Consider the following 24,005-nt stretch of genomic DNA (forward strand, 5'->3'; position numbering starts at 1 on the left):
CCCCTCGGCTCGGGTCTGCCCTGGCCGGTCACCGTCCTCCACCGCGGCGCGCTGCAACCATTTCTGCAGGGTCATCGGGTGAACGCCGAAATCTTTCGCAATCTGCTCGATCGTCACACCTGGTTCACGACTCCTCGCAACACGCACAACGTCGTCACGGAACTCTCGGGGATAGGGCTTCGGCACAATGACATCCTTCCAGCCCACCCTCCCGGGCAAGCCAACTCAGATGTCACCTACACGTGCAGCAGACCCACTTGATACTTTTGGCTTCATGTTCACCGGCCGAGGCCTGGATCCGGCCGTCGACCGTTCCGTCATTGAGAAGGTCGGATTCCGGGCGATCATTGTCGGAATGGACACTCCTGACGCATGCGTATCCGTCGCCAAAGAGATGCTTGACGACGGAGTTCAGCTCATCGAACTCTGTGGAGGCTACGGGCCGGATTGGACTGCGCAGGTGCTCCAGGCCGTCAATAACTCAATCCCGGTGGGCTCTGTGGGGTACGGCCCGGAGTCGATTGACGGGATGGCGAAACTGTTCCCGTCTGATTAAAAGGACACTCTGTTAACCTGCGGCATCCTGACCGGTGCCGCACCGGTTTTGACAGATGAGGGGAACCTGAGAAAACTGTTCCCCATGCTAACTGTCGCCACCATTCTCCTGCTCGCCGTATTGATCGGCGCGGTACTCCAACGCATCACGGGAATGGGGCTCGGTCTGGTCGCCGGGCCGGTGCTGACAGTTCTGCTTGGACCTGCCGCTGGTGTCACCACGGTCAACGGTCTGTCGATTATTAACGCGGCAAATAACGCCTGGTCAGTGCGTAAAAAGACTGACTGGAAGAGGTTCTCCATCCTGGCTGGAGGCCTGGTCATCGGCTCTGTGCCGGCCGTCTTCATCATCATGTGGATCGACACCGCCTGGCTGCTCATCGCCATCGGTGCACTCGTGTTGCTTTCCCTGGCCGCGTCCATCTTCAAGCCGGATTCGGCGAATATCTCAGAGACCGCCAAACTCCCGATGATCATCGCAGGTGCCATCGCGGGCTTTATGAGCACCGTCGCCGGCATCGCGGCACCGGCCCTGACCGTCTACTCACGCCTGACCGGATGGGACTACCGAGACTGGGTGGCCACACTCCACCCGATCATCATGGTTGCCAACATCGTCTCGTTCGTGCTGAAGATCGTGCTGCTCGGTGGACTCGAGTTCGGCGGACTTCCCCTGTGGATCTGGATGGCTGCCATCGTCGCCATCTTCGTAGGCGCCTGGTTCGGTGACCGACTCAACGACAAGCTCTCCAGCGAAGGCGCCCGCAAGCTGGCCATGGGCCTGGCGGGCGCCGGTGCAATCATGGTTCTGATCAACGGTGTCATGGCACTTAGCTAGGCATACCTCTCCCCTGCTCCCTTCTACGGCTGACATCCCTGTGAGGGGCATATAATTTCGGTAGCTGGGCGCGTCGGGAAACCCTCGGTGATCGGAGATCAGGGAGGGACATCGCATGCCATTGGAGAAGAACCACATCCACGAGGATGTCTGGGAAACCCTGGAATTCCTCGTGGAACTGGGGACCGCGCAATTGCAAGCGGGATTAACTGCTGGCGAAACGGTCGACAGCGTGCGAGACTGCGCCGCCGGCCTCGGCATGGACGACGTTCTCGTTGAGATCTCTGGCAAAACCCTCCTCGTCCAGCATGTGGATGCTGCCGGTCACGTCAGCGTCAGGGCTGGACAGGTTGCGTCATTGTCCTCGATCAACTGTGAGCAACTCCGCCGCCTGGATGAGGTCTCGGCGTCGGTCGGGTACGTCGAGGCCTCTTCCCAGGCGATCTGACCCCACGGGTTGCCCTCGGCCGGGCGGTCCGCGCCGATGACGGTGGCACCGAGATCCTCCAGTAGGTTCGCCTGCGGGAAGCCGATGCCGGAGTACAGCATCTCCTTCACCGGGCTGGCCAGCATGTAGTTGAGGTCTGCACCCTCGACCGCGGCAGAGAAGGCTTCATTGGCGTCAGCAAAGTCTGCGTCGGCCTGCTGAATAGCCTCGGAGTCGGTATCACCTCCGAGGAACCCGGCGACATCACGGGTATTAGCGATGTTCGCGTCCACCGTGCCACCGGAGGGCAGCGGAATGAACGGGGCCACGCGGGTCGGCTGCTCGTTGCTGATGATTGCGTCGGGACGCAGTTCTGCCAGCTTCTCGACGTTTATTTCACCGTCCGTACCGATCATCTGGATGCCCTCAATGGAGGTATCTCCCATGACGTTGGGGTTATCGCAGTCGAAGCCGAACAGCGCGGCCGGCTCCAGGCCGTAGTCATCCAGGGAGCTGTATGCGTAGCAGTCCATCACCAACGTGCTCGGCTCGGACTCGAAGTCGATGGTTAAGCCCTCGATCGACGGGTGCTGGAGGCTGAGCGAGTCCCCGCTGGCAGTGTCGTTTCCCTCGCCTCCGCAATGAACCGACGAATCCGGTCATGATCCTTCACGCCCGGCTCGGACTCCACGCCACTGGAAACGTCCACTCCCCACGGCGAGGCGTGCTGTAGCGCCTCCCGCACATTGTCCGGCGAGAGTCCCCCAGCCAGGAGCCACGGGCCGGTAGGCGCTGTCCCCTCCAAGGCCGACAAGTCCCACCTCTTGCCGGAGCCTTCCTTTGGCGAATCGAGCAACAGCAATTCCTCGCCATGGGCCCCGACGGTCAGATCAGGATCGCGAGAAAGTGACGTCGCTCGCCAGATCCTGGGGAAGATTTCCAAGGCGTCCGCGGTGTCCGCTTCGCTGTAGTTGTGCAGCTGCAAGACATCGACACCGACCTCGCCGGCGATCCGCGCAGCGTCAACAGCTGGCATGTCATTGACTACCAAGACAGTCAGCGCTCGGCCGTCCGCGTGGTCGACTAGTTTGCGCACGGTGTCGGCATCGATTGCCCGAACACTGGTCCGGTTCATCACGAAACCGATGGCGTCTGCGGAAGTGGAGGCGTCGACGTCGGGAAGCGTCTTTAATCCACAAATCTTCACGAACGGCCCGCGCTTCGCCTCAAGTGCCATTTCTCGCCCCTCAATCCGCCGAATCATCCCTGGTAACAGCACCTGATACTACCTACCAATGGGCGCTGTAATTGCACCTGGAGAAAATGTGGTAGAAATCCAGATCAGCTGCGGTAATCCTGCTGGTCCATCGTCTGGAAAGGGGTTTGAGTGACCCAAGACAACAACGCCCAGGAATCTCTTCCTCCGGTCTCGGTTCTCGTGATCGCGGATCCGGGTCTTCCCTCGTCTCGCACCAACTCGTCATATAGCGAGATCACCAGACGACTGCAGAAGATCCTGGGGCGGCCGGTACTGCTGGAACTGCGTACTGAACTGATCAAACTCGACCCGCAGGGCACGTTGAGTCTCCGAGAGCTTAAGCGGATCTCCAACGAGTACCCGCACATTGACGTGACAATTATGGTCACGGAGATCCCCAGGAACATCGGGCTTCGCCCCCTGCAAGCGGAGACCTTCCTCGCGGAGAACGTCGCCATTGTCTCTTTCCCGACCCTCGGCGCGATCAACTTGAAGAAGCGACTGACCAAGGTGTTGGTCGGGTGTGTCGTACGCATGCTCGAGGACAAGGGCGGTTGGGAGCACCCGGCACAAACCTTGAAGTGGACCCGTCGCAAGGGCGACGAAGGTGCGAAGAGCTATATTTTCCTCACGCCGACAAGTACCGGTGGCCCCCGCACCGTCCTAGGCATGACTATCGGCAATAACCCGTGGCGCATCGCACCAAAGCTCTCGACGGCTCTGGCCGCAGCATCAGCGACTGGCGCCTTCGGTATTTTCTACAGCTCTATTTGGGCGATGTCCGCGGCGCTAAGCCCCCTGCGCATGACGATGATCGCGCTGCTGTCGGTGATCCTCATGGTCGGCTGGCTGATGTTTAGCAATCGGCTGTGGGATTCTCCCCGGCAGGAGAGTTACGCCCGGGCGATCGCTTTGTACAACATGTCGACGGTCTTCACGCTGCTGCTCTGCATCGTCGCGTTGTATCTATCCCTTACTGTGATTATTTTCCTCGCGGCGTTAGTAATCATCGAGCCAGGGTTTATGACCCAGGTGCTAGGCGAACAAGCCACCGTCATGAACTACTTCGACATCGCATGGCTCAGTGCGGCGCTGGGCACGGTGGCCGGCTCCCTTGGCGCCAGCTTCGACTCCGACGCAGACATCCGCCAGTTGACGCACGGCCGGCGCGAACGCCAGCGCGAGTACGTCAAAGATGAGCCGGATGAGGAATTCTCGGATTACACCGAGTTCAACGCCTGACCGCTAGCGGCCGGCGTAGTGGTCGGCTGCAGCGACGCGGGACGGGGCAGCCGCTGCGATGGCCGCGGTGCTGATGATGCCGGCCAGCGCGGTGAGCACAGTCCAGTCACCATTCATGAGGCCGCCAAGCACGACCCACACCACGGCGGCAATGATGGCAATCGCACTGATGGCGACACGGAACAGGCCTTCATTGGCCGTCCGATACACGGGAATGAACAGAAGGCCTGCGATGATCGACGCAAACGCCGCAATGAACGCCCATCCCAGAGCCGCAGAGGTTCCTGCCGTGGTTACGCCGCTCACGGCCGCATTCACTACCAAGTCCACGACCCACGTCGCGGCGAAGGTGATCACGCCACCGAGGAGTGCCAGGAAGACCAGGTTCGTGACGAGAGTCTTCGTGACAAAACGGCCAGCGATCAGTCCTTCAGGTGCTCCACCGCCCTGAGGCTGATTGTGGGAGGGCTGCTGCTGGTACCCCTGGTAATCCTGGTAGTTCGGCGGGTACGAGCTCTGTCGAGTTTCGTACGGGTTGTCCTGCCAACGGGGATCAGGTTGGTCGTTGTTGAAAGTCACCGGGACTACGTCGCCTTTCGATTCACGTGCTTGTCTACCCAGGACAATACCCTCTACCCCAGGTCACTCAATGTGCCCCAGGTACGCAGAAATGTCCACACTGTGCACTAGGAAATCACTTCGCTCCGCCAACGCAAGATCCATCCGGTACTTCGGGGGCCGCGCTGCGCCACTTTGTTGGCGCCCCTGGCTAAACACGGTCAGGATGCCGGCTTCTTCAAAACCACTGAGCTTCCCGACGTCCCCTACCTGATAGAAATCAACCCTCTCCAACTGGAATCCAGTCTTGAGTCTGCGAGATCTTGTTGACCGCTCTTTGGGAGGATGTCCGCGAATCTCGTGATTATGCCAAGTGTAGAAGGCGTCCTCGTCCTGATATGACGGGTTTCCGCGCAGCACGATAAAACCAATTCCTCCGTCTTCGGCAGCTGCCTGTTGCACCGAGGAGAAATCATTCAGCGGCGCGGTCGTCCGTCCGTGGTCCGAATGCACCTTCAGATCCCACGTCCGTTTTCCCCGGTAGTCGAAGGTGGTCGAGCCGACCCGATGTGGACCTCCACCGAACTTCGCTACCAGCGGGTCCAGCACTCGATGTTCGAAGTACCAGCCGGGCCATTCGGTCTGACGAGCATTCGGAGAACCCCGGTCGATCATTTCCGTCACTGATGCGCGGCCATCCCATCGCGCAGTGCCGCCCTCGATGATTGCCGTGGTAAGGATTTCCTGGAGGATTACGTCGGCGTACAACGCTGCCTCGCCAGCCGGTGAGTATCCGCTGAGGAACTTGAAGTCAGTCGCTGCCGCGAGAAGGCGATTGAGCCCGGTGAGTCTGATCGTCTCGCCGGTGGAATGGCAGTGGTGGTCCCACTCGATGTCCAGGTTTTCCGCCAGGATCCTGCCTAGCTCTGATTTAGACGCCTTCGGAGGTTCTCCGAAACCAAGTCCACGGTAGAGGTTCTCCAGCACACTCTTACGTTCTTTCGAGCCAGGCCCGAGCTCCTCTGGTCCGGAATCAGTTAACTCGCTGATCCGATTAACGGCTTCCTTCTTGGTGCGAGCGTTGTCGCCGTGGAAGCGATCGTCGGCAGGCGAGGGCTTGCGCGATCGGTCCAGGCGCCTATTCTGCTGCGTACGGACCTCGTGGACCTTCTGCGTCAGTGCACCGGCGATCGATGCGCTGTGTTTGTCCGGGAATGTCAGCGCAACACCAGCGTCGTCGACGAGACCTGCCTCATCAATGAGGACCCTCAGCCTCTCCTCTGCTGTCCCCTTGCCTGGGTCAACGTCGAGCAGGTCCGCCAGTGCGAGCACCACTCCCAGCGGAATGATGTTCCTGTCCGCGACAGTCAGCTCCTCCAAACCGAGCAGATCCGTGAGTTGGGTCAGGTCTTCGGTGTGTGTCATGGCAGGTCCAGGATCAGTCCAATGGGAACATGTTGTTGGTGTAAAGCAGACTCAGGTCCGGATGGTCAGAGCCGAGTACGTGGTCATTGAGGGCGTCGGTCAGCTCCGCTGGGTGCTTGACGTTTTCGTTGATTTTCCCGGCATTGAGTTTCGTGACGACATTGACTTCCTCAGACCGCTGCAGCCGGGATACGAGATCCTCATCGACTGTGACGGTCTCAGGAACTGGCGTGGAGTTCAGGACGCGCCTGGGCAGTGTCACTCCCCCATCGAGGGCACGCCACCACAGGTACGGCACGGACGAATTGAGGACCAAGGCAACGCGATCTCGGTCCTCCGCTGATCGGAAGTACAAAGTCTCTTTGGAACCGCGTTCGAGAGAGCGGTACGTGGCAGAGATGTAATAGCGCGGCGTCAACGGCACGTCGAGGCTGAATTCCGTCTCTTGCTTCGTCGTCAGCTCCGCAATAGTCACCTGCTGGGAGGTGAGCTGGTCCAGTACCGGACCAGTACCTGGGCTGATCTTGGCCCACTCACCATGCGGACCGGTCCGCCTTTCAGTGAGCAGTCGGCTGCACTGCGCAATCATCACTTCCCGGTTCCTCGATTGCCATCGGATGATCGGAGTCATGCGCCACGTCGTCATCTCCGGATTGCAGACCGTGATCGCCGCGCGAACGAAATTGGTCTTCGAGGTGTTGCTCGAGCCGAACTTGTAGCCGCGGAACAAGGTATCCGGCACGTTGTCATAGACGTACACATCACCACCGAAGAACTCCCGATCCAGCACCTCTCGTACCGGCTGGAACTTCGGCGACGCGGTGTAGGACGCCGGTGTCACGGCAATGAACCCGCGGGATTCAATGGCCACGCGTTCGAGGAAAAAGGCAAAGAGGTCGCGACACTTGGCTGTCTCGTATCCCGGCAGTGGTTCGGCGCGTGCATACGGCGGATTCATGATGACGAAATCGTGCTGCGGAAGAACAGCTGTCGACAGGAAGTTTCGGTTCTGTGAGCGCCCGTCAAGCAGCCTCACCGCTTCCAGGTCCTCTGCTGCGGCCCAATCAGCCGCAATGATCGCAACTGCGGTGCGGCGGGCGGTCTCATCCAGGTCGACCAGGGTCAGGTGGTTCCGGATGAACTCCGCTGGATTCTGCTGAACCTTCGCCAGGTACCAGGACAGATTCCCCACTCCGCAGCACGGATCCAGCCACATTCCAGATTTAAACGTCAGTGACTGACCGGCCATAAACTCGGCGGCATCGTCTGGGGTGAAGAACTGGCCGGAATTCTTGCGACTGTCACGGTCAACCAGCGACAAAATGGCCTCGTAACAGATGCCGATCTCCCCGATCGACAGCCCTTTGAGGTGGTCCTCCCCTGCCGGTGCCTTCCCCAGAACTGAAGTAATTGCCTCCGCGAGGTCCGGACGGGTGGCCACACACCTGGTAGCGACAGCCGCCAACCACTTGTCCCGGGCTCCCCGCTTACTCAGGTTGGTTCCCAGCATCTCCCGGATCACGTGATTGACCTTGGATGCCGAGAAAGTGGTGCGGCCACTCCCCTGCTCGACGCGGGTCGATGTCACGACGAAACCTCCGGATCCGAAATTTTAGCTATCAGCTGCGGGAAGCTACCACAGGGGCGGACACGCCCATCCGGAGGCTGTTCGAACGTCTGCTATCCGTCGGTGTTCTCCCACCATGGGGTGATGATCGTGCGTCCGATTGAGTGGAAGTAGAGGTTAAATCCCAGGACGGTGCAGGTGGAATCCTCGGGCACGTCCAACTCTTCGACGTCTACAGCGTGCACCGCGTACATGTAGCGGTGCGGTGCGTGGTTCGGCGGCGGGTTTGCACCGTAGTGTCCGCGGACCCCGGAGTCACCGGCCAGCTGAATGGCACCCTCTGGGAGGTTCGCACCGCTCTCGGCGCCGGCGTCACGAGCGAGGCCAGTCTCCGTAGCGGGGATGTTGAACACGGCCCAGTGCCAGAAACCAGAGGCAGTCGGGGCATCCGGATCGAAACAGGTCACAGCGATGGACTTGGTGCCCTCCGGCAAGTCCGACCATCGAAGTTCCGGGGACACGCCGTTCGGTTCACGGAACGTCTCGGCGATCTGCTCGCCTTCGGTGATATCCGGCGACGTCAGTGTGAAGGTGGGTAGGTCCTTAAGCGGAGCATAGGGATCAGGTCCAGGGAAGTTCTGCGGAGTAGTCATGATCTCAAGTGTGCCGAAGGCCACCGGTTCCCGCCACGACTGTCCCCATGAGCAAGCGCCAGGGCCAACGGATTACACGCATGAAATTCACGAAAATGTACCATGCGCAGGCGATTTGTTAGCGGCGAACAATCCGGGCTATATTTTATCTCGTTGCCGCGGAGAGATACCGCACCAACCACCTGCCCGGGTGGCGGAATGGCAGACGCGCTAGCTTGAGGTGCTAGTGTCCTATTAACGGACGTGGGGGTTCAAGTCCCCCTCCGGGCACAACCCGGTTCCCCGGAGCGATATTCGCTCCGGGGAATTTTTGATTGCGGTGCCGTCCGTGTTGGGAAGCACCGCGGTTACTGAAGTGCCGAGGTCAGCCTGAAGACGTTGTCGAGGTACCAACTGATGAAGGGCCGTTTCTGCCACTCCTCCAGGCTCAGCTCAGTGGAGACTTCTGCGTAACCGGCAGCGATGCGTTCCAAGTCATCGACAATGCAGCCACGGGCGGCCAGGAGCGTCACTTCATAGTTCAGTTCAAACGAGCGCATGTCGAGGTTCGAAGAGCCGACCGTTGCGACCCGACCATCGATGATGAGGAATTTCGAGTGCAGGATCGCTGGTGCTGGATAGCGCAGGATCCGCACCCCAGCCTTGAGCAGCTCTGTGTAATAGGACTGTTGGGCGTGATTGACCATGAACTGGTCGCCCTTCTCGTTTACCTGGAGAATGACTTCGACGCCGGCATGTGCGGCCGTCGTGAGCGCCATCATTAGCGACTCGTCGGGGACGAAGTATGGACTGACCACCACGATCCGCTCGCGCGCCTGATAAATAAGGTCGTTGTAGACCCTCAGGTTCGGCACCGTCTCATATCCCGGCCCAGACGGCAGAACTTGCACCACGTTGATCCGATCGGAATCCCCGACCTTCTCCTTCACCGGCTGCGAGGACTGCTCCACAGGAGGCTCGTGGCCTTCGCTGGTCCAGTCCACTGCGAAAACAGCATCAAGATGCGTGACGACGTCTCCCATCAACTCAATCATCACATCTTCCCAACGCCTACCGGCCGCGTGGTTCCGGCGCTTTTGGTACTGAGGTTCAATCATGTTCAGGGATCCGAGGAAAGCCCGCTGACCGTCGACGACGACAATTTTGCGATGGTTCCGCAGGTCTGGTCGACGCCATTGGAGCCGCCACAGGTCGATAGGCAGCATCGGGTGCCAGGACACCCCAGCCTCATTCAGCACCGAGCGCAGTTTTCGGTACCCGGGATACTTCTGGGAGCCGATCGGGTCGACGAGCACTCGGACCATCACACCTCGACGATGTGCCGCGAGGATCGCGTCTACGAACTGTTGCGTCGTCGGGTCGAGGGCAAAGATGTACATCTGCACATGCACTGTGTCTTTAGCCTCGTTGATGGCCTTGGTCATCGCCGCGATGCTCTCGGTGTAACCGGAATACACCGCCCGGCAATTCGCCTTCGCCGCCGGAAGTTTCGTCAGTCGCCGAGATAAGCGGATGCTGTACTGAAGTTCTTCGCTCCGCTCGAAATCTCCGCCGTCAATTAAATCTTTTGGTATGTCCGGTAGATGGGCAGTACGCCGGACAATTTCCTCATTCGCCGCAGCCTGAATTTGGTGCCTTCGCCCTTTGATCGACTGTGATCCGATCAGGAGAAAGAGGGGGAAGCCAACGATTGGCACCAGGAGAATGAGAATCAACCACGCAGTCGACGACGCCGGGTTCCGGTTCTCCGGGACAAACCCGATTGCCCAGAGTCTCACGACGAGATCGATCAGGAGGATGGCCACCTGCCACCACTGGTTCCCGAACCAGAGCCAGGGTTGCATCAGGACGTCCATGAGGAAACATCCTAGCCGTTGCAGTTTTCGAGAAAGCGGTGGCAACCAGGCTAAGCTCTCGAGGTTGAATTCCCTCCAGGAAAGGCGGACCAGTGCCCGACTCCCCCACCAGCATCGACCCCGCTGACCTGGAAACATGCCTCCGGGTGCTGGACGAAGGAGGGCGGCTGGATGCCGATCATCCGGATTCGGTGGTGTTGCAGCGGGCCGTCGGGAAGCTATTTAAGGATGTGAAGCGCCAACGGCGCAATGCCGCGAAGAAACAGCGCCAGGATGCCGACCGCGCTGTCATCGAGGCGACCGCGACCGGGTCACCGGACCGTATCGACGATGAAACTCGCGGCGAGGATCTCACCACTTCAGTGGAGAGCCCCTTTGCTGGCGAGTTGATTCGGTCGCAGAATTGCTACATCTGCAAAAAGCCCTACACCTTGGTGGATCGGTTCCATCATCAGCTCTGTCCCGACTGCGCTGTCGAGGGTCGGATGTGGCGCGACGCGAGGGTGGACCTCACCGGCCGCCGAGCACTTCTGACGGGTGGGCGCGCAAAGATCGGAATGCACATCGCGCTGCGGCTGTTGCGCGATGGAGCGCATCTCACCGTCACCACGCGCTTTCCCAGGGACGCTGTCCGGCGATTCACGCAGGTTCCAGATTCTGCGGACTGGCTGCACCGGCTCAAGGTCGTCGGCATCGATCTGCGCGACCCGGCACAGGTCATTCACCTGGCGGACTCCGTCGCAGCCGCGGGGCCGCTGGATATCCTCGTCAACAATGCGGCCCAGACTGTGCGACGCTCCCCTGGCGCCTACAGCGGACTCATCGACGGTGAATCTGCGCCCTTGGAAACCGACGTCGAATGGCTGCAGCTCGGCCAGTCCTCCGAGCTCCACCCAGCTCAATTGACTGCGCCCGGTTCCACCTCTGCCGCCGACGCCCTCGCCACCGCAGCCATGACCGCAGGATCTGCCTCACTGGAGCGCATCGCGGATGGCACTGCCGTGGACGCGGGAGGTCTCATCCCGGACCTCGTCGACCATAATTCGTGGGTCGCGACAGTGGGCCAGGTCGACCCCTTGGAGCTCTTGGAGGTGCAGCTGTGCAACTCCGTTGCGCCATTCATCCTGGTTAACCGGCTGCGTCCGGCGATGGAAGCATCAACAGCGGACCGAAAATACGTCGTGAACGTCTCCGCTATGGAAGGTGTTTTCGGGCGAGGCTACAAGGGCCCCGGTCATCCGCACACAAACATGGCCAAGGCCGCGCTCAACATGCTGACGCGCACCTCGGCTGGCGAGCTTAAAGATAACGGGATCCTCATGACTGCTGTCGATACCGGTTGGATCACCGACGAGCGCCCCCACGTCACCAAAGTTCGACTGGCCGACGAAGGATTCCACGCTCCCCTCGACCTCATCGATGGGGCGGCCCGGGTGTACCACCCGATCGTCGCCGGAGAGCGCGGAACCGATTATTCCGGAGTGTTCCTCAAGGACTATCGTCCGTCGAATTGGTGAGAGTCGAAGGACTCGAGAATTTTGCCGGCGGCGAGGGTTGGTGAGACCTGACCGTCGCGAAGCTGCGATTCCACCAGAGTGCTCGTCTTCTGCACTGCCTCGGAGCCATCTAGGCGCCGCAGCAGCGTCTCGTGCACCATCGACCACATCCAACCGATCTGCTGATCAGCACGATCGGAATCGAATGTCCCGGCCGCGACCTTCAGGTCGCGGTACTGCAGAACTGCCTCCCACAGCTTCCCGACGCCCTCCTGCTCCACAGCCGACATCGTCAACACCGGAGGAGTCCAGTCTGCATCCTTGCCCCGCACCAATTTTAGCGCGGCCGATAGATCACGCGCGGCGCGCTTGGCTGGACGGATATTGTTGCCGTCTGCCTTGTTGATCGCGATGACGTCGGCCATCTCCAAGATGCCCTTCTTGATGCCCTGGAGCTGATCGCCAGCGCCAGCCAGCGCCAGAAGAACGAAGCAATCGGTCATGTGAGCGACAGCGACCTCGGATTGTCCAACGCCGACAGTCTCCACGATGACGACGTCATATCCGGCCGCTTCCATCACAACCATTGACTCTCTGGATGCCTTCGCGACACCTCCGAGTGTTCCCGCGGACGGCGACGGACGAATGAACGCATTCTCCTCTGCGGACAACTTCCCCATCCGGGTTTTGTCGCCGAGGATCGAGCCGCCGGTTTTGGTAGAGGACGGGTCGATCGCCAAAACGGCAACCTTGTGGCCCTCATTGATGAGGTGCATGCCGAGAGACTCGATTGTCGTCGATTTCCCGACGCCCGGAACTCCCGTCATCCCTACCCGCAACGAACCTCCGGAGAACGGAACCAACCGTTCCAGCAGTTCCTGCGCAAGGACCCGGTGGGCCGGAGCCGTCGATTCCAGGAGGGTAATTGCCCTGGCGATGACCGCACGGTTGCCAGCGCGCACCCCGTCGAACAGCTCGTCGACATCGATGCGGCGACGAACCCGGCGCAATTGCTCCGGTGCGACCGCGGTGCCTTCCACGGCAGTGCCCGCCGTGGTCACCAATGTGCCGAGGTTCTCCTCCAGAAAGCGGCTCATCGTTTTAGAGATCCAGGTCGAGGATCGTCGCCAGCTTCGTGATCATGTCGATCGCGCTGTCAGCCACAACCGATCCCGGCGGGTAGATTGCGGCAGCGCCGACGTCGTACAGCTCTTGGAAGTCACCCGGCGGGATGACTCCGCCGACGACAATCATGATGTCGTCGCGACCGAGTTTCGCCAGTTCATCGCGAAGTTCCGGAACCAACGTCAGGTGACCTGCCGCCAGCGAGGACACTCCGACGACGTGGACGTCTGCGTCGACTGCCGAACGGGCTGCTTCCGCCGGGGTCTGGAACAGCGGTCCGACATCGACGTCCATGCCGAGGTCGGCGTACGCCGAGGCGATAACCTTCTGACCTCGGTCGTGGCCATCCTGGCCCATCTTCGCCAAGAAGACACGGGGTCGGCGACCCTCCTGCGCCTCGAACTCTTCAGCCATTTCCATGGCACGGGTGACGTTGGGCTGAACTCCGCCCATACCGACCTCCTCCTTGTACACACCGGACAAGGTGCGGATTTCCGCCTGGTGGCGGCCGTAGACCTCTTCCATTGCATCGGAGATCTCACCGATCGATGCCATGGCACGGGCAGCATCAACCGCCAGCTTCAATAGGTTCTTGTCCAGGTCGCCCGGCTCGCCGGGGTTGCGGCAGGCGTCGGTAAGCGCGCGCAATGCGGCTTGAGTCTTTTCCTCGTCGCGCTCTGCTCGGAGCTCGTCGAGCTTGGCGTGCTGTTCGACGCGGACGCGAGAGTTCTCGACCTTGAGCACCTCGATCTGCTCGTCTTCTTCAGCCTGGTACTTGTTGACACCGATAAGCGCCTGACGTCCCGAGTCGATCCGAGCCTGGGTACGCGCAGCAGCCTCTTCGATGCGCAGCTTCGGAATGCCCTCGACGGTCGCCTGCGCCATGCCGCCAGCTTCTTCGACCTCTTCAATATGAGCGCGAGCGCGCTCGACGAGTTCATGAGTCAGGGTCTCGACGTAGTACGAACCGCCCCAAGCATCCACCGGCTTGGTAGTGCCGGACTCCTGCTGCAGCAGCAACTGGGTATTACGCGCGATACGCGCGGAGAAGTCCGTCGGCAGCGCCAGTGCCTCATCGAGGGCATTGGTGTGCAGTGACTGGGTGTGGCCCTGGGTGGCGGCCATTGCCTCCACACAGGTGCGGGCGACGTTGTTGTAAACATCCTGAGCAGTCAGCGACCATCCGGAGGTCTGAGAGTGTGTACGCAGCGACCGCGACTTTGCCGACTTCGGATCGAACTTGTCCACCAGTTCAGCCCACAAGATGCGGCCAGCGCGAAGCTTGGCGATCTCGGTGAAGGTGTTCATGGAAATGCCCCAGAAGAAGGACAGCCGCGGAGCGAACTTATCGATGTCCAGTCCCGCCTCTAGACCGGAGCGGATGTACTCCACTCCGTCGGCAAGCGTGTACGCCAGCTCCAGGTCAGCGGTCGCTCCCGCTTCCTGGATGTGGTAGCCGGAGATAGAGATCGAGTTGAATTTCGGCATCTTGAGCGAGGTGTACTCGAAGATCGACGAGATGATCTTCATCGACGGCTTCGGCGGATAAATATAAGTGTTACGGACCATGAACTCCTTGAGGATGTCGTTCTGGACCGTGCCTCGCAGCTCCTCGGTGGGAACACCTTGCTCCTCCGCGGCGACGATGTACATCGCCATGACTGGCAGGATCGCACCATTCATCGTCATCGAGACGGACACTGCGCCGAGGTCAATTCCCTCAAAGAGCTGCCGCATGTCGTAGATGGAGTCCACGGCCACGCCGGCCATGCCGACGTCGCCTTGCACCCGCTCATTATCCGAGTCATAGCCACGGTGTGTGGCCAAGTCGAAGGCGACCGACAGGCCCTTCTGGCCGGCGGCAAGGTTGCGTCGGTAGAAGGCGTTGGATTCAGCGGCAGTAGAGAAACCCGCGTACTGGCGAATCGTCCACGGCTGATTGGTGTACATCGTCGGGTAAGGACCACGCATGAACGGCGGCAGGCCCGGGAAAGAATCCACCGGGTGCCCGGCAGCCGCAACAGCATCGCGGTCTGCTCGGGTGTAATAGCGCCGGACATCGATGCCCTCGGGAATCGACCGGGCTTCGGTGGCCTCAGTCGGCGCGGCAGTTGGGGCCGCGGCCCGGGAGACGTCGGAGAAATCAGGAATCTGGCTCATGGTTACGCTCCCAGGGTGTCGAGCAGTCGGGACAATTCCTCGACGGCATTGATCGTCATGGTCAGGTGACCGTCCGGAGAGTCAGTGGCCTCCGTGAACGGTCGAGGTGAACCTGCGACCAGAACCTCCGTGGCGCCAGCAGCTCGGGCTGCGCGGACGGCCTCCTCTCCGGAAGCTGCGTACTCCGAGTCAGCGCCGCAAAGTACGACTACCGGAGTGGAGACAGATTTCGTGAACTCGTCAGTACCTGGGGTGACCTGGCCAGGGTTGATGGCTTCGATACCGCCGGAGGCCAGCAAGTTGGTCGCGAAACCGGTGCGCACGTTGTGCTTTGCCAACGGGCCCAGCGGAATCAAAGCGATCTGCGGACGCGAGCCCTTCTCGGCGAGGAAGTCATCGGAGCGGTCCCGAAGCTCCTCAAAGTCTGCCGCCCAGCGAAGGACCGATTGACCGTGAGGTCGCGCCTCAACTGGCAGCGGAGCCTCGGCAAGGTTCGGGAACTCATTGATCGCCGTGATGCTGGTGCGGCGATGCGCGATATCCGCACGGCGTGCCTCGTAGGTCTCAGCGATTGCGGCGAAGACCGAATCTCGCCCGGCGGAGAAGCCGCCGTCGGATTCGAGTGAGGTGAAAGTAGACCAAGCGACGTCGGAAAGCTCATCGGTGAACTTCTCCACGTAGAAGGATCCGCCGGCGGGGTCCGCGACCATGCCAAGGTGGGACTCTTCCAGCAGCAGGAGGTTGGTGTTGCGAGCGATGCGAGCGGCGAAGGCGCGGCTGACGCCGGGCTGACCGCCGACGACGGCGGCGTCGAAAGGCGAGATCTCTACCGACGTCGCACCGCCGACACCAGCACCGAACGCTGCGACGGTACAACGCAACATGTTCACCCACGGATCCCGGCGGGAGAACATCACCGGAGCGGTGACCGCATTGAACGGCGTGTCCTCGGCGGTCGATCCACCTGATACCTCCACGACGCGGGCCCACAACTGGCGTGCCGCACGGAATTTCGCGATCGTCGCGAACTGGTCGTCGGTCGCGCTAAGGCGGAATGAAATCTGCGCGACCGCCTCATCCACAGACAGTCCGGCGCCGGTCAGCGCACGCAGATACTCGACAGCCACAGCAAGGGAGTATCCGATCTCCTGGGCATCCCCTGCGCCCAGGTTTCCAAACGCAACACCGTCGACGAGCAACGCACGCACATCACCGGGTCGCTTCGATGCAGCAACCGCCAGCTCAAGTGCGTCCTCCAGGCTCACTTCGGAGCCCTCCTCGAAGCCGGTCAGCGGCGCCGCACCGAGCTCCAGGTGAACTGCTTCCTGGTCCGAAGCCGTATCCGCGATGGCGAACAATGCCTCGGCCGCAGCGGCTGTCTGAGCGCCGGCGTCAACAATCAGCGGCGCCAACTCCGGGATCACTCCAGCGAGTGCGGACTTCAGGTCAGACGCATCGACCCCATCGCGCAGATCGAAGCGCAGGTCAGTCGTTCCATTCGTCAGCGCTCCGAGCACTGCGGTGTTCGACCCCTTGGCAGTAAACGTTTCGCGCACGCCCCAACCGGCGGTCTCTAGCGGCTTCAAGTCCGCGGCGCGGGTGTAGGGGAAACTGCCCGGCTCCGCGCTCTCGGGAAGCTCATCCGCCCGCGTGTAAAGAGGATTGACGTCGATTCCGTCGTACGTCGTGGTGACCAGCCGCTTCCAGGAATCCAACGGGACGTCGCCGACGTCCTTGCGGTCCACCCGGGCGAAAACTCCAGCGACTGCCTTGTGCCAGGCCTGAAGCTGCTCATCGAATCCGGGCGGGGGCCCAGATGGGGTCTGTCGTTCAGTCACGGCGGACGTGCTCCCTCGTTGTTGTGCGGGCAGGCGCGCGAAGTTGACGCCTCCGGCCCTGCCTCCATCAATGACGTTGGGTGACGATCGGTGAGTTGACACCGTTCGCAACCGTTCTCACCAACCTTAGTTGGTGCAAGCCAGATCACATGACCGGTTTGGAAGGTTCATTCCCCGAAATCGGGGGTTGTCTGGGGCATCGTCGCTGCATCTGAGGGGGTAGGTAGGCTGAAGGAAATGGAAAAATCCGTCAACGGGACAGCTTCCCGACGCCTACTCGCCCTCCAAATCCTCGGCGCCATCGCTTTTGTGACTGCTGCGGTGTGGGGCATCGTCCAGTTCGGAATCCCCGACCTGGCGGACTTTCGAGCCTGGGCCGAGCAGACCGGCCGGTGGTTCCCCCTGGTGTTCTTCATCGCTTACGCGTTGTTCACCGTTTTCCCCACTCCACGCTCCGTCTTCACTATCGCTTGTGGGGTCCTATTTACTCCTGCGGTGGGAATCACCATTGCCGTAGCCGGCACTGCGGTGTCGGGCGCGCTGTCGTTTCTGATGGTCAGGTTCGTTGCGGGTGACCGCGTTCAACGATGGCTTCCCGACGGCCTGCTCTCTACCGTCCACCGCCGCCTCCAAGCGCGAGGCTGGCTGGCGGTGGGCTCCATGCGAATGATTCCGGCGATCCCCTTCGCCCCGCTCAGTTACGCACTGGCGCTGACGGGGATTAAGTTCTGGCCGTATCTTTTGGCGACGATTATCGGCTCAGCGCCGAACACCATCGCCGTCATCCTCTTCACTGACGCCCTCACCGGAGGTCAGAGCCCAAGCCTGATCATCCTGACGGCGATCCTGGTGACTCTCGGAATTATCGGATTGATTATCGACATGCGGCTTCCAACACCCGACGATGTCAAGGACAAAAGCTAGACTGTCGTCATGTTCGCCGTAGCCGCCCGATACCGTGGTCGATCCTTTAGACGAGCTGAGCTCGTTAACGCGTCGGCAGAAGCCCTGTCCGGATTGCCGGGTATCGGCACCGTGTCGGTCGAAGGGGTCGAAGATATCTCCTCGGTCACTGACGACGCTGAAGGCGCCTCGACTCTAGTCATGGCCCTGCTATCTGCTGGCGAGTGGGCCGTGTCTATCGGTATCGCACCTGACGGCGATGAGGCCCTCACAGCCGCACACGGAGCACTCTCTCGTGGAGGGCGCGCTGGCACTGTGCATGTGCGGATCCGATCTGACGATCCTGCTGCAGCATCGTGGTCTGGCGACATCGCGGCCGCTTTCGCCTTGCTATCGCACGTGATCTCCCGCAGGTCCCCTGAGGGCCGAGAGGCTGCAGGTTTCCTTCGGGCAGGCTTTTCCCAAGTGGAGGCAGCGAAGGAACTCGGCGTGAGTAAGCAAGCCGTGAACCAGAGGCTCGCCGCCGCCGGCTGGCAGGCTGAGGAAGCCGGTTGGTCACTGGCCGTCAACCTGCTGGGTCGCGCTAACGAACTGTAGGCGCCGTTCCGTCACCGAACGGCCGGCCTCCCAGTTCCTCCCGATGGTGAGCGGTCGTCCATCCACTCAGGTCCGGGCCCTTCGGCACGATCCCTAGCGGATTCAGATCGCGGTGGACCTCGTAGTAGTGCGACTTGATCTGATCGAAGTCGACATTCTCTCCGAATCCCGGCGTCTGGTACAGGTCCCGGGCGTATCCCCACAGAGCAGGCATCTCGATGAGCTTGTTGCGGTTGCACTTGAAATGCCCGTGATACACCGGATCGAACCGAACGAGGGTGGTGAACAGTCGAATGTCGGCCTCAGTGATGGTGTCACCCACCAGATAACGCTGAGCGGTGAGCCGCTCTTCGAGCCAATCCAGGGTAGTGAACAGGCGGTCATAGGCCTTGCCGTAGGCATCCTGGGAACCGGCGAAGCCGCAGCGGTAGACGCCGTTGTTGACCTCGGTGAAAATCATCTGCATCACCTCTTCCATCTCGTCCCGGCGGCCTTCTGGGAACAAGTCGGGCGCTCCGTCCCGGTGGAACTGCGTCCATTCCGAGGAAAAGTCGCGAGTGATCTGGTCAAAGTTGTTCGTGACGACTTCGCCGGAGGCGACCTCAACCATCGCCGGCACCGTAATCCCCCGCTCGTAGCCTGGGAAACGTGCGAAATAGGCGTCGCGAAGCTGGTGAATTCCGAGCACCGGATCGATCCCTCCGGGATCGAGATCGAAGGTCCATGACTCTTCATCGTGGACCGGGCCCGCCAGGCCGAGGGAAATAGCGTCCTCGAGGCCATGGAGGGTGCGCGAAATGATCGCGCGGTTCGCCCAGGGGCATGCCTTCGCGGCGATCAGCCGGTAGCGGTCTGCCTCAACTGGGTACCCTTCGCCACCGTCAACGGCGATTCGGGTGGAAATGTAGCGCTGGTCGCGGGTGAACTCAGCCCCCTCGGAGACGTAAACCCCGGGGGTGGAATGCGGGTCAGTGGTCATGCCATCAATCATAGATGACATGACAACCAACCGTGGTTCCGCTAGGACAGTGCCGGAGGCTCCGTCTCAGTCTCGGTGGCCGTGGATGGCGGCGTCGGCATCGACTGCGGTGCATCGATAGCCGGGATCTCTGGGCTCACGCGGCTGCGCTGTGCAGCCACGGCCGGATCCTCGACCATGCGCTTGGCATCCTCATTGGCAGCAGCGACGGCCTGTTCAATCTCAGGGTTCGAGGACATGTCGAACCACTCCTCGGCGTCGTCCGCCTCGGCTTCTTCGCGAACATGGTCCGGGACGACCGGCGGCTCGTAGCGGAACACGCCGTCCTCGTCGGCCTTCCCGAACGCACGGGCAAAGGACTCGAGGGAATCGCCGAACTGCGACGGAACCATCCAGACGGAGTTTCCTTCGTTGTTTGCCAACTCCGGAAGAGTCTCCAGGTAGCGCCACGCGAGCACCTCCGGGGAGAGCTCCGATGCCTTGATCGCCGCATTGACCTTGCGGATGGCACGGGCTTCACCCTGAGCCTCCAGGTAGCGTGCCGCGCGGTCACCTTCTGCACGCAGGACGGTCGCCTGACGCTCGGCCTCAGCACGCAGAATCGCAGCGTGCTTGTCACCTTCGGCGGCGAGGATCTGCGACTGCTTCTTACCTTCAGCGGTCTTGATCTCAGACTCGCGCGTACCTTCTGCAGTCAGAATCATCGCGCGCTTTTCGCGGTCAGCCTTCATCTGCATTTCCATGGACTGCTGGATCGACGGCGGCGGATCAATCGCCTTGAGCTCCACACGAGCGATGCGAAGACCCCAGTTTGCGGTCGCTTCATCCAAAGAACCGCGCAGACGGCGGTTGATGAACTCACGGGAGGTCAGGGTCTGCTCCAGAGTCAGTCCACCGACGACGTCTCGCAGCGTCGCCGTGGTGATCTGCTCGATGCCATTCACATAGTCATTGATGCCGTAGATCGCGCGTGCTGGGTCGTTGACCTGGAACGTAACCACGGTATCGATAGCGACGGTCAGGTTGTCCTCGGTAATCACGGCCTGCGGCGGGAAGTTCACCATCCGCTCACGGGTGTCGACCTTTTCACGGACACGGTCCACGAACGGAATGACGAAGGACAATCCGCCACTCAACGTCTTGGTGTACCTACCCAGTCTCTCGATGACCGCCGCTTCCCCCTGAGGCACCAGAATGATCGCCTTCGCGGCGATCACCAGGACCAGGAGGATGGCGACGATTGACACAATCAATCCTGCCATTGTTACTGAACCTCTCTGTCGACGACGGCGGTGTTGCCGTCGATGCTGACGATGGTGACCTTGTCACCCTCCTCAAATTCGATCTCGTCCACCAGACTCCGGGCCGACCACAATTGGCCCGCGACCCTGATCATGCCCTGTGACGCACTCACCGGTTCGACCACTTCGCCGGTGCGGCCGGGAATTTCCCTGGCGCCGCCCTCCAGCTCTGCGGTTCGGTCGGGTGCGGTGAAGCGACGCTTGAGAACCGGGCGCACGACGTACGTTAAAAGCGCCGTGGACCCCACGAAAACCGCGACCTGCCCCCATAACGGAATGTCGAACATGGACACACCGGCGGTGGCCAATGCACCACCGGCGACCATCAGGAGGAAGAACTCCCCGACGAATAACTCGCCGACGAGAAGTAGTAGTGACAGGCCTAACCAGATAATCGCAGACACACCCCGAGACTACAGAGTCACTCCGGTGCGGTCACGAAGTCGATCAACTGTTCCACCGCACCCAGCAGTGACGGTTCGAGATCCATGAATCCGGTTACCGAACTTCGGACCTTTCGCCACGCGTCCGTCGGAGTCCCCCATCCGAGTCTGTCGCACACTCCGGTCTTCCAGTCCTCGCCGTAAGGAACTGTCGGCCATTGTCGGATTCCCACTACCGACGGCTTCACCGCCTGCCAAACGTCGATGTACGGATGTCCGGTCACTAGGACGTGCGGGCCCAGTTGCTGCGTCATCCGCATTTCCTTGGAACCCTCGACTAGGTGGTCAGCGAGCACCCCCACTTTCCGACCCGGCCCAGGCTGGAACTCAGCGAGTCGGTCCGCCAAATTGTCGAGGCCTTCCAAATGCTCCACAACCACACCTTCAACGCGGAGGTCGTGTCCCCAGACGCGTTCGACGATCTCTGCGTCGTGAAGCCCTTCCACCCAGATCCGGCTAGGCAGGGCAATCTTCGCCTGAACGTCAGTGACCTTTCGAGAGCCAGATGCCGACCGCACCAACCGGGGATCTGATTTCTGCACTGGCTTGACCAGGTTCACTTGCACCCCGTCTACGGAGAATGCCCCCGGCCGCATAGGAAACAGTCGAACTTTGCCGCGCCTGTCCTCCAACCGCACCAAATCTCCGTCGCGAGACTTCTCGAACCCCACGACCGCTCCGACCCAACCGTCTGCGATCACCTCGGCAACAACGTCTGCAGTCGCCGGAATGTCCGGATACGTCTTCGGTTGCCGGCGCGAATGCGCCTTCGCTCCGTCGCCGAGGATGTCCATGCCTGAGTAGGGGTCGTGTGACTTCATGGGAACTGAGACTATCCTGTCTCCTCATGGAGAGAACCGTCGTCGAACAGGTCTGGAACCCGACTCAGCACATCGCCCTATGGCTAGGTGCTTGGGCAACCGGTTACAGCGGGTGGGACAACACCCTCGATGCGCTAGAGGCCCTAGGTGGTCGCGCACCGATCTCGCTTATCGACGCAAACATCCCCGACACCGACCACCGCAATCTCCTTGCACTCGTCCGTTCAGTAACCGCAGGTGGTAACTGGCGAAGGGACGGTGAGCCAGCGGTGCGACTCGTGCTGTCTGGACCAGGACAGGCGCCGTCGCTGCCGGCCGGTACTTCAGCGGCCATGGAGGCGCAGGAGGCAGGTGCCGCGATCATCATCTCGGATGCGGATCCCATGTGGCATCACGTCATTGTCCCCGCCACCGAAGGTGCTGACACCACTTGGCAATGGTTTTCCCTGGAAGGTCCTCTTCCCGAGCCTGAGCACCTCTCCCCCGGTGACGCTGACCTCATGCTCGCTGAGGCCACTCGCAGGGCTGCCACTGCACTCGAACTCGCGCATCCTGGAGGCGTACCGCAACGTCAGTTAAGCGATCCCAGGTTGATGGTGGGAACGCTAACCGACCACTTCGACCACATCGCAATGCCGGATGATGTTCCTCGACGCGCAGGCGGACTCATGTCCCGAGCCGACCAAGTCGCGGCAATCCTGACTGTCGCACAGACCGGAGCACATGGCGCGATCGTCGACCCGCAGCTGATTCCGCTGTGGGCCGATGTTCGTCGGGCCCGCATAGCTGCTGTCGATTACGCGGTTCGGGAGTGGGCCGACTAATTCGGCCTTGGGTTCGGCGTTTTATTTTCGTTACTCCTGCCCGCCGGTCCGATCGTTGGTCGATGCGTCGAACGGTTCTCTATCTGCGGGTGGTGCATCCAGCGGGTCTGAGTTCCCATCACGTCGGTGGCGATTGCGCTCACGCACCGACCGCGACTTCCGACGCAACCGAGCAGACACCGACACCCGACCCGGACCACTGGCCGGACCCGACGACCTCGACGACGCCTGCGCCCCCGTGCCCGCCGACACCCACTTCTCCGTGCCATCGGAAAACCGAATCACCTCAAAATGCCCATCAGTCTTCACATTATGATGCCGCTGACACAAAGCATGAAGATTCTCCGTATCCGTCGGCCCACCGGCAGCCGGATCAGCATGGTTATACGCCACCACATGATCGAGCTGGCACCGATCCGCCGACACCGCACAACCTGGGAACATGCAGGACCCATCCCGGCCCACCACAAAAGCCACCTGCGACTGGGTCGGCCGATACCCCTGAGCCGCACTATCGGAAATAAACCGGATATTATCCACCCGCTGAAGCCACCGCGCCGAGGCAGTCTCCGACAACCACCCAGTGCTGGCCGACCAGATCGGCCCACCATTGAGATGGCAGTACAAATTCAACGTCACCTCCACCTGGGTGGAACCGCGCACCAAATGCAGCAGCGCATCAACCTCAGTGCACTTCTCTTTTGCCGTGACCGCATCGATCGCGGCAGTGATCTCAGCTGCTTTATCCCGACCCATCCGCGCCTGAATAAAACCGGTGCCATGGCCATCATCGGAGATGTCAATGCGCTCGGCATCAGGCTCAACGGTTGTATCTGGTGGGCGCAGATACTCGTTGACCACCTCGATGGCCGCCTGCAGGCGTTGGTAGAGGGTGCGGGCGGAGATCATTTTCTGCCCATTAATCCGCGGCAGGATCGCGGTGAGGATCATCGGTTCAATCTCGGTGAGGATCTGCTGCGGATCCGGCAGATCATCTAGATCAGGGCCGTCGATGCCGCCACATTCCAGGATGGGGGTGATCGCATCGGCGATGACGCGGAGGTATTCCGGTCGTAGGTGCCCGCGGTGGTTGATGACGTAGGCGAGCCTTGGCAGGGCGGCGAGCATTAAGGCGATGT

General features: G+C 61.0%; 24 protein-coding genes and 1 tRNA gene. 8 read left to right on the plus strand and 17 right to left on the minus strand.

The window, feature by feature from the left end:
• On the minus strand, nt 1-186 hold a 186-nt coding region (locus YWU_RS0112660; RefSeq protein WP_027019035.1), incomplete at its 3' end, for a transposase.
• A gap of 88 nt (nt 187-274) precedes the next feature.
• Between YWU_RS0112660 and YWU_RS16875 the strand changes: the two genes are divergently transcribed.
• Together YWU_RS16875 and YWU_RS0112670 are read left to right on the plus strand one after the other, a co-directional pair.
• Complete coding sequence (locus YWU_RS16875) at nt 275-556, plus strand: DUF6506 family protein (protein ID WP_034647916.1); 282 nt, start codon at nt 275-277, stop codon at nt 554-556.
• 84 nt (nt 557-640) lie between these two features.
• A complete protein-coding gene (locus YWU_RS0112670) occupies nt 641-1,393 on the plus strand; it encodes a sulfite exporter TauE/SafE family protein (protein ID WP_027020756.1) in 753 nt (250 codons plus the stop codon).
• 205 nt (nt 1,394-1,598) lie between these two features.
• Here YWU_RS0112670 and YWU_RS18830 read toward each other — a convergent pair whose 3' ends face one another.
• The 3 genes from YWU_RS18830 to YWU_RS16885 are packed head-to-tail and all read right to left on the minus strand — an operon-like array spanning nt 1,599 to nt 3,057.
• Entirely contained in the window at nt 1,599-1,721 is a 123-nt protein-coding gene (locus YWU_RS18830; protein WP_276201930.1) for a hypothetical protein, read from the minus strand.
• Nucleotides 1,718-2,353, minus strand: a complete 636-nt coding sequence (locus YWU_RS16880) for a TroA family protein (protein WP_051260353.1) — start codon at nt 2,351-2,353, stop codon at nt 1,718-1,720. The genes YWU_RS18830 and YWU_RS16880 overlap by 4 nt, the downstream gene beginning before the upstream one ends.
• A gap of 35 nt (nt 2,354-2,388) precedes the next feature.
• Entirely contained in the window at nt 2,389-3,057 is a 669-nt protein-coding gene (locus YWU_RS16885; RefSeq protein ID WP_051260354.1) for a phosphoribosylanthranilate isomerase, read from the minus strand.
• Nucleotides 3,058-3,207: 150 nt separating this feature from the next.
• Between YWU_RS16885 and YWU_RS16890 the strand changes: the two genes are divergently transcribed.
• Entirely contained in the window at nt 3,208-4,320 is a 1,113-nt protein-coding gene (locus YWU_RS16890) for a hypothetical protein (protein WP_051260355.1), read from the plus strand.
• Between the two features lie 3 nt (nt 4,321-4,323).
• Here the strand turns inward: YWU_RS16890 and YWU_RS16895 are convergent, their stop codons facing one another.
• The 4 genes from YWU_RS16895 to YWU_RS0112710 all read right to left on the minus strand — a co-directional run bounded on the left by YWU_RS16895 (nt 4,324) and on the right by YWU_RS0112710 (nt 8,523).
• Nucleotides 4,324-4,899, minus strand: coding sequence for a hypothetical protein (locus YWU_RS16895; RefSeq protein ID WP_051260356.1), 576 nt, complete (start codon nt 4,897-4,899; stop codon nt 4,324-4,326).
• A gap of 63 nt (nt 4,900-4,962) precedes the next feature.
• Entirely contained in the window at nt 4,963-6,303 is a 1,341-nt protein-coding gene (locus YWU_RS0112700; RefSeq protein ID WP_027020757.1) for a hypothetical protein, read from the minus strand.
• Between the two features lie 13 nt (nt 6,304-6,316).
• A complete protein-coding gene (locus YWU_RS16900; protein ID WP_051260357.1) occupies nt 6,317-7,891 on the minus strand; it encodes an N-6 DNA methylase in 1,575 nt (524 codons plus the stop codon).
• A gap of 92 nt (nt 7,892-7,983) precedes the next feature.
• Nucleotides 7,984-8,523, minus strand: a complete 540-nt coding sequence (locus YWU_RS0112710) for a YbhB/YbcL family Raf kinase inhibitor-like protein (RefSeq protein WP_027020758.1) — start codon at nt 8,521-8,523, stop codon at nt 7,984-7,986.
• A gap of 184 nt (nt 8,524-8,707) precedes the next feature.
• Here YWU_RS0112710 and YWU_RS0112715 point away from each other — a divergent pair.
• Nucleotides 8,708-8,793: transfer RNA gene (locus YWU_RS0112715), tRNA-Leu, on the plus strand.
• A gap of 77 nt (nt 8,794-8,870) precedes the next feature.
• Here YWU_RS0112715 and cls read toward each other — a convergent pair.
• The gene (cls, locus tag YWU_RS0112720; RefSeq protein ID WP_156892842.1) at nt 8,871-10,379 is read right to left on the minus strand and encodes a cardiolipin synthase; all 1,509 of its coding nucleotides are present in this window, start codon (nt 10,377-10,379) and stop codon (nt 8,871-8,873) included.
• Between the two features lie 92 nt (nt 10,380-10,471).
• Here cls and YWU_RS0112725 point away from each other — a divergent pair, with 92 nt between their 5' ends.
• Nucleotides 10,472-11,896 carry an SDR family oxidoreductase gene (locus tag YWU_RS0112725; protein WP_027020760.1) on the plus strand — a complete coding sequence of 475 codons (1,425 nt, stop codon included), beginning with the start codon at nt 10,472-10,474 and terminating at the stop codon, nt 11,894-11,896.
• Here the strand turns inward: YWU_RS0112725 and meaB are convergent.
• The 3 genes from meaB to YWU_RS0112740 are packed head-to-tail and all read right to left on the minus strand — an operon-like array spanning nt 11,875 to nt 16,998.
• A complete protein-coding gene (gene meaB / locus YWU_RS0112730) occupies nt 11,875-12,972 on the minus strand; it encodes a methylmalonyl Co-A mutase-associated GTPase MeaB (RefSeq protein ID WP_027020761.1) in 1,098 nt (365 codons plus the stop codon). The genes YWU_RS0112725 and meaB overlap by 22 nt on opposite strands.
• Nucleotides 12,973-12,976: 4 nt before the next feature.
• Entirely contained in the window at nt 12,977-15,160 is a 2,184-nt protein-coding gene (gene scpA, locus YWU_RS0112735) for a methylmalonyl-CoA mutase (protein ID WP_027020762.1), read from the minus strand.
• 2 nt (nt 15,161-15,162) lie between these two features.
• Nucleotides 15,163-16,998: a methylmalonyl-CoA mutase family protein gene (locus tag YWU_RS0112740; protein WP_027020763.1), complete on the minus strand. Its 1,836-nt coding sequence runs from the start codon at nt 16,996-16,998 to the stop codon at nt 15,163-15,165.
• A gap of 237 nt (nt 16,999-17,235) precedes the next feature.
• Here YWU_RS0112740 and YWU_RS0112745 point away from each other — a divergent pair, with 237 nt between their 5' ends.
• Nucleotides 17,236-17,922, plus strand: a complete 687-nt coding sequence (locus YWU_RS0112745) for a TVP38/TMEM64 family protein (protein ID WP_027020764.1) — start codon at nt 17,236-17,238, stop codon at nt 17,920-17,922.
• Nucleotides 17,923-17,931: 9 nt separating this feature from the next.
• The gene (locus YWU_RS0112750; RefSeq protein ID WP_027020765.1) at nt 17,932-18,498 is read left to right on the plus strand and encodes a hypothetical protein; all 567 of its coding nucleotides are present in this window, start codon (nt 17,932-17,934) and stop codon (nt 18,496-18,498) included.
• On the opposite strand, the gene YWU_RS16905 is transcribed toward YWU_RS0112750, so the two are convergent.
• The 4 genes from YWU_RS16905 to YWU_RS0112770 are packed head-to-tail and all read right to left on the minus strand — an operon-like array spanning nt 18,485 to nt 22,042.
• Nucleotides 18,485-19,477 carry a glutathione S-transferase family protein gene (locus tag YWU_RS16905; protein ID WP_034647929.1) on the minus strand — a complete coding sequence of 331 codons (993 nt, stop codon included), beginning with the start codon at nt 19,475-19,477 and terminating at the stop codon, nt 18,485-18,487. The genes YWU_RS0112750 and YWU_RS16905 overlap by 14 nt on opposite strands.
• Before the next feature lie 41 nt (nt 19,478-19,518).
• Nucleotides 19,519-20,739 carry an SPFH domain-containing protein gene (locus YWU_RS16910; protein WP_084142199.1) on the minus strand — a complete coding sequence of 407 codons (1,221 nt, stop codon included), beginning with the start codon at nt 20,737-20,739 and terminating at the stop codon, nt 19,519-19,521.
• A 2-nt stretch (nt 20,740-20,741) separates the two neighbouring features.
• On the minus strand, nt 20,742-21,182 hold the full coding sequence (locus YWU_RS0112765) for an NfeD family protein (RefSeq protein ID WP_034647913.1): 441 nt from the start codon (nt 21,180-21,182) through the stop codon (nt 20,742-20,744).
• Between the two features lie 17 nt (nt 21,183-21,199).
• Nucleotides 21,200-22,042: a DUF3097 domain-containing protein gene (locus tag YWU_RS0112770; protein ID WP_027020767.1), complete on the minus strand. Its 843-nt coding sequence runs from the start codon at nt 22,040-22,042 to the stop codon at nt 21,200-21,202.
• Nucleotides 22,043-22,068: 26 nt separating this feature from the next.
• Between YWU_RS0112770 and YWU_RS0112775 the strand changes: the two genes are divergently transcribed.
• Nucleotides 22,069-22,866, plus strand: coding sequence for a hypothetical protein (locus YWU_RS0112775; RefSeq protein ID WP_027020768.1), 798 nt, complete (start codon nt 22,069-22,071; stop codon nt 22,864-22,866).
• Nucleotides 22,867-22,896: 30 nt separating this feature from the next.
• Here the strand turns inward: YWU_RS0112775 and YWU_RS18385 are convergent.
• Nucleotides 22,897-24,005, minus strand: a 1,109-nt coding sequence (locus tag YWU_RS18385; protein ID WP_169718916.1) for an HNH endonuclease signature motif containing protein, incomplete at its 5' end; no start/stop codon positions are given.

The sequence above is a fragment of the Corynebacterium sputi DSM 45148 genome, assembly GCF_000427865.1.
GTDB lineage: Bacteria > Actinomycetota > Actinomycetes > Mycobacteriales > Mycobacteriaceae > Corynebacterium > Corynebacterium sputi.